This is a genomic window from Galbibacter pacificus (assembly GCF_029603165.1).
GTDB classification, from domain to species: Bacteria; Bacteroidota; Bacteroidia; order Flavobacteriales; family Flavobacteriaceae; genus Galbibacter; species Galbibacter pacificus.
This window is the reverse complement of the sequence record NZ_JAQSVC010000002.1, coordinates 58,325-69,603: the sequence shown is the minus strand read 5'-3', so window position 1 is coordinate 69,603 and position 11,279 is coordinate 58,325. Positions and strand designations below refer to the sequence as shown.

General features: G+C 41.6%; 8 protein-coding genes. 1 reads left to right on the top strand and 7 read right to left on the bottom strand.

Features of this window, described 5'->3' with window-relative positions:
* Positions 1 to 10: 10 nt before the first annotated feature.
* The 6 genes from PSF86_RS04870 to PSF86_RS04845 all read right to left on the bottom strand — a co-directional run bounded on the left by PSF86_RS04870 (position 11) and on the right by PSF86_RS04845 (position 8,761).
* A complete protein-coding gene (locus PSF86_RS04870) occupies positions 11 to 1,204 on the bottom strand; it encodes an aldose epimerase family protein (protein WP_277898936.1) in 1,194 nt (397 codons plus the stop codon).
* A gap of 22 nt (positions 1,205 to 1,226) precedes the next feature.
* Positions 1,227 to 2,732: an L-arabinose isomerase gene (gene araA / locus PSF86_RS04865; protein WP_277898935.1), complete on the bottom strand. Its 1,506-nt coding sequence runs from the start codon at positions 2,730 to 2,732 to the stop codon at positions 1,227 to 1,229.
* Between the two features lie 16 nt (positions 2,733 to 2,748).
* Positions 2,749 to 3,453, bottom strand: a complete 705-nt coding sequence (locus tag PSF86_RS04860) for an L-ribulose-5-phosphate 4-epimerase (RefSeq protein ID WP_277898934.1) — start codon at positions 3,451 to 3,453, stop codon at positions 2,749 to 2,751.
* A gap of 2 nt (positions 3,454 to 3,455) precedes the next feature.
* Positions 3,456 to 5,147, bottom strand: a complete 1,692-nt coding sequence (locus PSF86_RS04855) for a ribulokinase (RefSeq protein ID WP_277898933.1) — start codon at positions 5,145 to 5,147, stop codon at positions 3,456 to 3,458.
* 62 nt (positions 5,148 to 5,209) lie between these two features.
* On the bottom strand, positions 5,210 to 7,201 hold the full coding sequence (locus tag PSF86_RS04850; protein WP_277898932.1) for a glycoside hydrolase family 127 protein: 1,992 nt from the start codon (positions 7,199 to 7,201) through the stop codon (positions 5,210 to 5,212).
* Between the two features lie 21 nt (positions 7,202 to 7,222).
* Positions 7,223 to 8,761: an alpha-N-arabinofuranosidase gene (locus tag PSF86_RS04845; RefSeq protein ID WP_277898931.1), complete on the bottom strand. Its 1,539-nt coding sequence runs from the start codon at positions 8,759 to 8,761 to the stop codon at positions 7,223 to 7,225.
* 240 nt (positions 8,762 to 9,001) lie between these two features.
* On the opposite strand from PSF86_RS04845, the gene PSF86_RS04840 reads away from it, so the two are divergent.
* Complete coding sequence (locus PSF86_RS04840) at positions 9,002 to 9,691, top strand: NUDIX hydrolase (RefSeq protein ID WP_277898930.1); 690 nt, start codon at positions 9,002 to 9,004, stop codon at positions 9,689 to 9,691.
* A 142-nt stretch (positions 9,692 to 9,833) separates the two neighbouring features.
* Here the strand turns inward: PSF86_RS04840 and PSF86_RS04835 are convergent, their stop codons facing one another.
* Positions 9,834 to 11,276 carry an efflux transporter outer membrane subunit gene (locus PSF86_RS04835; protein WP_277898929.1) on the bottom strand — a complete coding sequence of 481 codons (1,443 nt, stop codon included), beginning with the start codon at positions 11,274 to 11,276 and terminating at the stop codon, positions 9,834 to 9,836.
* Between the last annotated feature and the right edge of the window lie 3 nt (positions 11,277 to 11,279).

Genomic DNA, 11,279 nt, shown 5'->3' with positions numbered 1-11,279 from the left:
TTTATAATAGCTATTTCACGGAAAATTTAAAAGAAGTTTCGGTTTGGTATTTTTCCCCTGGGCTTAACAATACCGATGGAAAGTCTTTTTGGTTTGGCGAATCGGGGAAATGTTGGGTTTCCAAACAAAAACCGGTACGTTTTGCGTAGGTTCCGCCTCCTTTGGCCGGCAAGGTGCCGTCTAAAAAATTTCCGGTGTAAAACTGTATGCCAGGTTGATCGGTAAATACTTCCATAAACCTGCCACTTTTAGGATCGTATGCCGTTGCCGCCAATCGCTGTCCTTTGTCTTGGTCTTTTAATACCCAACAATGATCGTACCCCAAACCACGTTTTAGTTGTTCGTTTTCGCTATTGATTTCTTTTCCGATGGCTTTTGCCGAAGTAAAATTGAAAGGGGTTCCTTTTACCTTTCGAAATTCCCCGGTTGAAATTAAAGTGGCATCAACAGGTAAAAAAGCATCAGCATTAATCATTATTTGATGATCTAATATCTTCTTTGAAAAATCCCCCGATAAATTAAAATACGAATGCTGGGTTAAGTTCACTACCGTTTTTTTATCGGAAGTAGCTTCATACTTCACCTTCAAGGAATTAGAATTGTCGAGCGTATAGGTAACCGTGGTTTTTAAATTCCCTGGATAGCCTTCTTCCATATCCTTGCTTAAATAAGATAATTGTAGGGAAACCGATTTTGAATTAGAAATTTGGGTTGCTTCCCAAACCACTTTATCAAAGCCCTTGTTACCCCCGTGCAAATGGTTTTTTCCATCGTTTAACGCCAAGGTATACTCTTTACCATCGATTACGAATTTCCCGCCGGCAATCCTATTTCCGTAGCGACCAATAATAGCCCCAAAATAAGGAGATGGGGTTAAATATCCATCCAAAGAGTTAAATCCTAAAACAACATCTTTATTAACTCCATTTTTATCGGGAACTTTCAAATTGGTAATAATCCCACCATAATTGATAATATCCACTTCCATTCCATTTTCATTAACAAGTCGATATTTTGTTATTTTTTCTCCGGACGGAAGCTTACCAAATTCGGATGTTGAAATTTGATGCTTTGTAGTCATTCCTTTGGTTGAATTTTGTTCTTGGTTATCAGATGCATTTTCTGTTTTTGTTTTACACTGAGTGAAAACAAGTGCCAAGCACAAAAGCAGAACATATTTTAGACTTCGTTTAGACATATTCATAATTTATTTTAGGTTTAGGCGGTTACATTGCATGTTGAAACAAGTGATAATATGCTTCGTTGGCATTAAGCGTGTTTTTAAATTCCCGGATATTGGTATTGGCATCAATTACCAAGAGTTCTATTCCGGCAATATCTGCAAAATCTTCCATATAAACCGTTGAAAGTGCCTGCGAATATACCGTATGATGCGCGCCGCCCGCCAAAATCCATGCGGTAGTCGCCTCTTCAAGATTTGGTTTGCAATCCCAAAGTACCCTAGCCACGGGCAGCTTTGGCAATTCCCCCATTGGCTTCACGGCTTCTACTTCGTTGACGATCAACCTGAAACGGTTCCCCATATCTATCAACGATGCATTAATGGCAGGACCAGCCGGTGAACCGAACACCAAACGCACGGGGTCTTCTTTCCCGCCAATCCCCAACGGATGCACTTCGCACGAGATCTTTCCGTCGGCAATCGAGGCACAGATTTCGAGCATGTGCGAGCCCAGCACATACGATTTTTCGGGCGTGAAATGGTAGGTATAATCTTCCATGAACGAGGTCCCCCCGTCCAGTCCCTGTGCCATCACTTTCATGGCTCGCAACATAGCTGCCGTTTTCCAATCGCCTTCGGCGCCAAAACCATATCCGTCGGCCATTAACCGCTGTACGGCAATTCCCGGCAATTGTTTTAAAGCTCCCAGATTTTCAAAAGTATCGGTAAAGGCCTTAAATCCACCTTCGTCCAAAAAGGCACGGAGCCCCAATTCTATTTTGGCGGCATCGATAAGCGATTGGCGTTTTGCGCCACCTTTTTTAAGCGGTTCTGTCAAATTGTACGTTGATGCGTACACATCGAGCAGTCCATCTAACTGTTTTTCGGTAACGGCATCGATATGTTTTACCACATCGGACGGATCGTAACCGTTTACCGCCATCCCAAAACGGACCTGCGCCTGCACCTTATCTCCTTCCGTTACGGCAACCTGCCGCATATTATCTCCGATCCGGGCAACTTTCATGTGCCGTAGCTCGTCCCAGCCCAAGGCCACGCGTGTCCAGACCCCTAATTGTTTTTGTACGCTTTCCGACTTCCAATGGCCTACGATTACCTTCCTCTTTTGGCGCATCCTGGACATCATGAACCCAAACTCCCGGTCGCCGTGCGCCGATTGGTTCAGGTTCATAAAATCCATATCGATATCTTTCCAAGGGATTTCCGCATTGAACTGCGTGTGTAAATGGCACAATGGCTTTTTTAGGATGTTGAGACCGGCAATCCACATTTTGGCCGGGGAAAACGTATGCATCCACGTAATGATCCCGATGCAATTTTCGGCCGTGTTCGCCTCAATGCAAATAGCGGTTATCTCGTCGGGCGTGGTAACGATGTTCTTATTTACAATTTTTAGGTCGATATGTGGCGATGCGCCTAGGCCTTTTGCAATGGTCCCTGCGTTTGATGCTACCTGTTTAAGCGTTTCAGGTCCGTATAAATGCTGGCTTCCCGTTACGAACCATATTTCTTTTTCTGTTGAAATCATTAATTGTGTTTTAATATTATTTCTGACCGTAATAGGCATCTTTGCCATGCTTACGTTCGTAATGTTTTTTTATAAGTGAATCTTTTAACCGTGGCGCGTTCGGGTTGATTTGAAGCGTTAAATAGGCCATTTTGGCCACTTCTTCCAATACTTTGCTGTTGTAGACTGCCTTCGAGGCCGAATCTCCCCATGTAAAGGGTCCGTGGTTGCCCAACAAAACCATTTGCACTTCCTTGTGCGAGATGTTCTTGTGCTTGAAGCAATCTAAAATCTGGATCCCGGTATTGTGCTCGTAGTTCCCTTCGATCAATTCATCTTTCATTGGCGGTGCGCAAGGGATATCGGCTACCAAATGATCGGCATGTGTCGTGCCGAAAATAGGAATGTCCATATGCGCCTGTGCCCAGGCCACCGAGTAAGTAGCATGTGTATGCGCAATGCCGCCAATATCTTGCCAATGTTTGTACAAATAGGCATGGGTCTTGGTATCGGAAGAGGGGCGCATTTCCCCCTCGACAATATTGTTGTCAAAATCGACGATAACAATATCCTCCGGTTTCAGCTTTTCATAGGGAACACCGCTCGGCTTTATGGCAAAGACCATGTTCTTTCTGTCAACGGCGCTCACATTTCCAAAGGTGTAGATTACCAGGTCCAGTGCGTTCAGTTCCATATTGGCCCCATAACATTCCCTTTTCAATTCTTTGTATTTAGATTCCATAACTACTGATTATATCTATTGGACGTACTGTTTTCTATATATGCCGAAAGCCCCGAATAAGAGGCCAATAAGTTTTTATAAACTTCCACTTGACCTTCCTGCGGATGGTATTCGGCCTCAAAATCGCTTCCCAAATGCTTACTCGCTTCAATTACATCTTTATAGATACCTGCGGCTACCGAGGCGTATATGGCGGCCCCCAGAGCAGGTGCCTGATCGGATGCCGCTATTTTTATGGGCATGTTCAACACGTTGGCGAGCGTTTGCATGATAAAAGGGGATTTCCGGGCAACTCCGCCAATCCCGATAACGGTATTGATCTTGACCCCTTCTTCTTCAAAACGGTCAACTATTTTTTTGGCGCCAAAACAGATGGCATTTACCAGTGCCTTAAAGACATGAGGTGCCTTGGTTCCCAAGCTCAGGTCCATCATGGCGGCTTTTAATCCCTGATCGGCATCGGGCGTCCTCCTGCCGTTGATCCAATCCAATGCGGTAGGTATACTTTCTTCCAACGGGATATTTTCAGCGGCTATAGACAGTTCCTTGATAAAGTTCCCCTCTATTTCTTTCTTTAGACCCGCTTTTTGAATTTCTGAAATACTTTCTGCGGTGTACACCAAATTGCTCAAAGGCCATGAAAGCACGTCCTTAAACCAGGCCAACAAATCGCCGAACGCCGATTGACCGGCCTCCAGCCCCACCATTCCGGGAATTACGGAGCCGTCTACCTGGCCGCAAATACCTTTTACGGCTTTCTCTTTAATCAAATTTTCATCAGCTACAATAATATCGCAGGTCGAAGTCCCCATAACGCGTACAAGCGTGTGTTTATCTATTTTTGCTCCAACGGCTCCTGCATGGGCATCAAAGGTACCCACGGCTACGACCGTTTCGGTTGTTAACCCCAACCTTTCGGCCCATTCGGCGTTCAGGTTTCCCGCAACCGTATCAGAAGTGTAGGTTTCGTCATAAAGCCGTCCCCTTAATTCGGCCAGATAAGGATCCAGCTTCCCCAAGAATTTTTCTGGTGGGAGCCCGCCCCAGTTTTGGTGCCACATGGCCTTATGCCCGGCTGCGCAACGGCTTCGCTTGAAACTTTTCAGGTCTTTTTCGTCCGACAGTAAATAGGTAATGTAATCGCAGTGTTCCATCCATGTATAAGCGGCATTTTTAACTTTTTCATCTTCCCTTGCAACATGGAGTATTTTTGCCCAGAACCATTCGGAAGAATATATGCCCCCTTCGAATTCGGTAAAATCCCGGCCGCCCCAACTTCTGGAAAGCCCGTTGATTTCGTTGGCCTCTTCTATGGCGGTATGGTCTTTCCACAGTACCATCATGGCGTTTGGGTTCTCGGCAAATTCCGGCAACAACGCAAGGGGGTTACCATCTTTGGAAAGCGGCATGGGGGACGAACCCGTGGTATCGATACAGATGCCTTTTATAGTTTTGGGATCGACTCCAGTAGTTGAAACTACCGTTTTTATGGTCTGCTCCAACCCTTCGATATGATCTAAGGGATGCTGGCGAAACCGGTTCTTGGATGCGTTACAATATAATTTTTGTTTCCATCTTTGGTAGTATGCAACATCGGTGGCCATTTCTTCGCCATTGGCAGCATTTAACAGTACGGCCCTTACGGAGTCTGTACCATAATCCAACCCGATTACGTATGATTTGTTCGCGCTCATTGCATCAATTAATTTTCAATTTGAAACGTTTATAGAATAAGGAGCCAATTTAACTCCTTGCTTTATTTAGATTCTTTTATAGATTGTAATTGTAACGGTAGCCACACCTTCATCTTTCCAATTCCTCGATTTGACCATGCGTAGTATGGAATGGCTTTTAATTTTTCATTTTCTAGAACATTCACCCCGCCTAACAGGTTATCTTCCTTTTTTACCTGAAAACTTTCATTTTCTGAAATTGAAATGCCATCAAAATTTTCTTTGTTATCAATCTCTTCCACAGCATAGACCATTGGGCCATATTCCAAAGCAACCTTGTTTCGGTCTTCTTCAACCTTTTCATTGGCCAATGCTTCACGAACTTCCATAGGAATGTTTAAGTTAATGGTTTCTCCTTTTTTCCAGTTTCGTGTAAGCGTTATGTATCCATTTTTGATGGAAGCCTCAACCTGTTCTCCATTCACCTTTATTTGTGGTGTTGCATGTACTTTCTTTTTGTATGAATACAGTGTTCCCGGGAGTACTTCGTTTCTGGCCCAGCCTGGAATCCTTAATTTTAGGGTAAAGTTTGATTCGGTTTCGGGAGTGACCGTTAATTTTACATTTCCGTTCCACGGATAAGCGGTTTCCTGGGCAATTTCCAGATTTGTATGCGCTAGGTTAATTTTTGCATGATTGGATGCATATAAATTAACAAAAACGGTATCGGCTGTTTTAGAATAAATTAGCCCCGGCAAGGAAGGGATAAACCGAATAACGTTGGTTGGACAACAAGAGCAATCAAACCAATCCTGCCGTGTACATGCACCCCTATTAAATTTGTAGACCCCATCTGATTCCAATGCATTTGGATAGAAAAATTGAGTACCATCGAGTGAAAGTCCGGAGATTAAACCATTGTATAACGTTCTTTCGATTACATCGAAATATTTTACATCTCCGGTCATATTGTGCAATCTATGATTCCAATACACATCTCCAATGGCGGCACAGGTTTCGCTGTATGCCGTTAAGTTTGGAAGTTCGTAATTTTCTCCAAAAGCCTCTCCTTCATGTTTCGCGCCTATTCCACCGGTAATGTACATTTTTTTGTTGACCATATTCTCCCAAAGCTTGCTTATTGCTTTTGCATATGCCGTATCGTTTTCAATTGCGGCAATATCGGTCATTCCCGCATACATATAAACTGCCCTTACAGCATGCCCCACTACTTCATCTTGTTGAACTACCGGAATATGGTCTTGGGTATATGGACCAAAATCTTTTCTTCCTTCATGGTGCCCTCTTCCGTCAAGAAAATACTTAGCTAGATTTAAATATTCTTTTTTATCGGTAATTCTGTACAGTCTTATCAATCCGGTTTCAATAATTTGATGTCCTGGAACTGTATGTATTTTGCCTTCTTCCGGACCAAAGGTCTTCACCATTAAATCGGCGTTCTTTAATGCAATTTCCAAAAAGTTTTTCTTTCCGGTTGCTTCAAAATGTGCCGCGGCAGCTTCATATAAATGCCCTGCGTTGTATAATTCATGGCTAGCCTCTAAAGATTCCCAACGCTTTCCTTGGTCAACGTTTACCCATGTTGCTGGCGGATGCGCTGGATTTATGGTTCGCCATGTAGTTAAGTAACCATCTTTTTCCTGCCCTACTTTTACAATACTTATCAGGGAATCCAATATTTTTTCAAGTTGTGGATTTGGGGTACTAATTAACGAATAAGAAGCCCCCTCAATAATTTTATAAACATCGGTATCGTCAAAGGGCATGGCGCCTTTTACCTCGCCTTCCATTTTTCCTCCAGCCACAAGAAAGTTATCTAACCGCCCTTCTTGCTCGCATTTTTCCAGTGCATATTCAATTGTTTTGTTCTGAACTTTTTCAATAATGGGAAGCCAGAAATCATCGTTTAATTTTACATGCTGAATGTTAACCGATTCTATTTGGTACCCTTCTATTTTTTCTTGTTCCTCTTTTTTTTCTTCTGAAGAATTACACGCAACTAAACAAAAACTCAAAAAAGGAATTAATACATATATTTTTGTAATTCGTTTCATAATTTCACACTTGCTTATTGGCTATTTACCTTCAATCACAACCACAGAAAAAGGAGGCAAATCCACACTTAACATTCCTTTTTTCAATTTAAAGTCCTTAAACTCCTTGGACTGGACCTTATTTGGTTCCTCAAAAGTATTGTGATCCTGAAGTTTCTCGGAACTTAAAATTGTTGCCGATACATTTTTTATGTTCAATCCGTTCATATTTACGGTAACTGTGTTTGTTTTATGGGCATCTATATTTACCAAGGAAACGTGAACAGTATTGTTACTGTCTTTTGATGCAGAAGCCGATATGGCGGGCAACGATTTTCCATCAACTTTATATTTTGGTGATTCAAAAGATATTGGCAAGAGTTGTGCATCGTGGTGTACGGTATACATTTTCATTACATAATAAGTGGGCGTAAGCAACATTTTCTTTTCGTTGGTTAGTATTACGGCCTGTAGCACATTGACCGTTTGTGCAAGGTTGGCCATCTTTACCCGCTCGCTGTGGTTGTTAAAAATATTGAGTGTCGCGCCTGCAATCATGGCATCGCGCATGGTATTTTGTTGATATAAAAACCCAGGGTTGGTGCCCTCTTCCACATCGTACCAACCGCCCCATTCGTCTACAACAAGGTCTATTTTGCGGTCTGGGTCGTATTTGTCCATAATGGCCGTATGTTTGGTAACAAGCTCGTCCATTTTTAAAGCCTCCTTCATAGTTAAAAAGTACTCTTCTTCGCTAAAATCGGTTGCAGAACTTTTATTGTTCCAATCGATTACGGAATACGAGTGAAGGGCAACTCCTTCAATAAGGTGTTTTGGAATGTCGCGCATTAAAACTTCTGTCCAATGATAATCATCGACATTTGCCCCAGAAGCAATTCTGTAAATCCCCTTATCGTTGCTCCAACTACTCATAAACGTTGCATATTGGCGGTATAAGTTTGCGTAATGTTCTGGTGTCATGTTTCCACCGCATCCCCACATTTCGTTTCCTACGCCCCAATATTTTACACCCCAGGGCTTTTCCCGGCCGTTTTCCCTACGAAGTTTAGCCATCGGGCTTTCCCCGTCATGATTTACATACTGGATCCAATCGGTAAATTCCTTGACAGTACCGCTGCCTACATTTGCCGCCAAATAAGGCTCGGCACCCAAAGCTTCGCACAAGTTTAAAAAATCGTGGGTGCCAAAACTATTGTCTTCGGTTACACCGCCCCACCATTGATTTACAATAGTTGGTCTCTCTTTTTTTGGACCAATGCCATCTTTCCAATGGTACGTGTCGGCAAAGCAGCCTCCGGGCCACCTCAAATTAGGGATTTCTATAGCTTTTAGAGCTTCAATTATATCGGTGCGCACACCATCTTTATTTGGAATATCGCTATTCTCGCCTACATAAAAGCCATCGTAAATGCATCTTCCCAAATGTTCTGAAAAATGTCCGTAGATATGTTTACTAATGATTGGTGCATCCTCTTCGACTTGTATTTTTATTTCAGATTGTGCCTTTATACCCGTTATCGAGAGTATGCCGAATGCAAGCAGTGCTTTTAAAGTTTTCATTTTATCAAGATCTGTTTGGTTAGTTATTTTTATAAGTGTTAATGTTACATTTACAAATAAATTAAGAATAATCCATAAAAACAAATAAAACTTTAATCTCAATACTATTATTTTGAAGATAAGCCAAACATAGCTTAACCAAGTCTTAGCTTTATGCGGACATAAAAAAAGATCTGTTAAACTTATTTTTGCAAAAAATCTGTAAGTTTACATAAACTTATATTGCATAAATCTACCCGCATGTTAAACAGTTATAGTAAAGAAGATAAGGTTTTATTAGCCGTTGATTGCATAATATTTGGTTTTGATAATGAAGAACTTAAAATTTTATTGATTAAAAGGGATTTTAAGCCCGAAAAGGGAAAATGGTCGCTTATGGGCGGCTTCCTAAAGCAAAACGAAACCCTTGACGATTCGGCCAATAGAATTTTACACACCCTTACCGGAATAAACAATATTTACATGGAACAGCTCTACGGATTTAGTAAGATAGACCGTGACCCGGTAGAGCGAACTATTTCTGTGGCTTATTATGCACTTATTAATATTGAAGAACACAACGAAGAACTTATTGAAAAATATTCGGCCCGTTGGTTTAATGTAAAAGAAGCCCCAAAACTAATTTTTGACCACGACCAAATGGTAAACCACGCCATAAGGCGTTTACGGTATAGAACTTCCAACAAACCTATTGGTTTTGAGCTTTTACCGGAAAAATTTACCATGAGACAATTACAGAAACTGTATGAAGCCATTTTGGATGAAGAACTTGACAAAAGAAACTTTATCAATAAAATAAACAGCCTGGACATTCTTGTTAAATTAAAAGAAAAAGATATGACCTCGTCCAGAAAAGGTTCTTATTTATATCGATTTGACAAGGACAAATACGATAAAAAGGTAGAAGACGGATTTACTTTTAAAATATAAAAAAACACCACGGTACAGAAGCCGTGGTGTTTTATGATTAACTAATTTGAATTTGGCGCCCCATCGCCAAAGTACTTCCGGCAAATGGGGCATCCAAAATCCAAACCATGAATGAAGAATTATTTAAGTTGCTTTTTTTCAACTATTCCACTACAGAATTTGGAAGCAGGCCCAAAGCCTTAAAAAGCGACACCCGCTCCTTAAGCTCCTGTCCGAAAAGCTGAACGCTTAACTGTTCTGCCTCCAATGCCTGTCTTTCTGCATCTACTACATCAATGTAGTTTATAAGCCCTTTTCTATAACGCTCATTGGTTAACTCGGCCGCACTGTTGGCTGCTTGCACAAAATCCTGCTGAGCCAACAATTGTTCGTGTATCCACTTAATATTGGAAATGGAATTTTCTACTTGCCTGTACGAAACCAAAACACGTTGGTTATATGCTGCTTCGGCCTGTTTTAACTCACTTTTTCTAAGCTTGATTTCTGAACGTTTTTTACCACCTTCAAAAATTGGCAATGAGGCAGAAACCCCGGCAACCCATGTCCTGCTGTCGTTTTCGATCCAATTATCGCTGGCTCCCGATAAATAGCCAAACGAACCATTTACGTAGAATGAGGGCAACAATTGTTTCCACTGATTTTTCACTAGGCTTTTGGAAGATTCCAACATAAGCTTAGCCGATTTTAAATCGGGGCGCGTGGCTGTTAAGGAATCTTTTTCCAAGAAAATTAAATCTGGTGGCAAGTAGCTTATTTCTGTTTTGTTTATACTGAAATTACTCGCGTCCACGCCCACCAATGGTGCCAAAATAAGCTCTATTTCCGTTCTTAGTTTATGTATTCTTTTTAATTGAACCTGCACTGAAGACAACTCGGTTTTAGCCCTCAAGACATCAATTTGGCTCACCAGTCCGGCTTCATACCGGGTCGTGGTTATTTCCAGATTGTTCTGCCTTGTTTTTTCGGTTTCCTTTAAAAGGTCCTTTTCGGCATCGACCTGTAACAGCAAAAAATAATTTTGAGCCACTTCTGTAATAATCTGTAGCAAAATATCCTTTTTATCTTCCATACTTGCATCGGCAGCCAATCGGTTTGCTTTTACATTATCAATGTTTTTACCAAACACGTCCAGCTCGTAATTTACCGTAAGCGGAATATCAAAAGTATTAATGGTAACCCTGTCCAATTGCCCCCCAAAAGGGTTTGGCCTATTTGCAGAAAACTCTTGTCTGGCGATAGATGGTTCTAAGCGCAGACTGGGCAACAATGTAGAAAAAGCTATTCTTTTTTGGGCAACTGCCTGTTCTACCCTAGCCTGAGCAATTTTTATGTCCTCATTGTTCTGCAACGCCAGCCCTATTAAACTGTCCAGCTCTTGATACCCAAAAGCCTCCCACCATTTATCTGTCTCGATTACCGGCGTGGCACTTTTGGTAATGGTATCTGTGCCAATGTATAAAACTTCGTTTATCTGTTGGGGCACATTCCATTTCCACGTGGCAGTTGTATCTTTATCTTGACCATAACCAATTGTTTGGATCAAGAACGCCAAAATAAATATGGTTTTTAATAATATCTGTTTCATTTT

Excerpts from the sequence above, each read along its gene's own strand:
- PSF86_RS04855 (WP_277898933.1), bottom strand. The coding sequence starts at position 5,147 with ATGAGCGCGAACAAATCATACGTAATCGGGTTGGATTATGGTACAGAC.
- PSF86_RS04870 (WP_277898936.1), bottom strand. The coding sequence starts at position 1,204 with ATGAATATGTCTAAACGAAGTCTAAAATATGTTCTGCTTTTGTGCTTG.
- PSF86_RS04835 (WP_277898929.1), bottom strand. The coding sequence starts at position 11,276 with ATGAAACAGATATTATTAAAAACCATATTTATTTTGGCGTTCTTGATC.
- PSF86_RS04860 (WP_277898934.1), bottom strand. The coding sequence starts at position 3,453 with ATGGAATCTAAATACAAAGAATTGAAAAGGGAATGTTATGGGGCCAAT.
- araA (WP_277898935.1), bottom strand. The coding sequence starts at position 2,732 with ATGATTTCAACAGAAAAAGAAATATGGTTCGTAACGGGAAGCCAGCAT.
- PSF86_RS04845 (WP_277898931.1), bottom strand. The coding sequence starts at position 8,761 with ATGAAAACTTTAAAAGCACTGCTTGCATTCGGCATACTCTCGATAACG.
- PSF86_RS04850 (WP_277898932.1), bottom strand. The coding sequence starts at position 7,201 with ATGAAACGAATTACAAAAATATATGTATTAATTCCTTTTTTGAGTTTT.
- PSF86_RS04840 (WP_277898930.1), top strand. The coding sequence starts at position 9,002 with ATGTTAAACAGTTATAGTAAAGAAGATAAGGTTTTATTAGCCGTTGAT.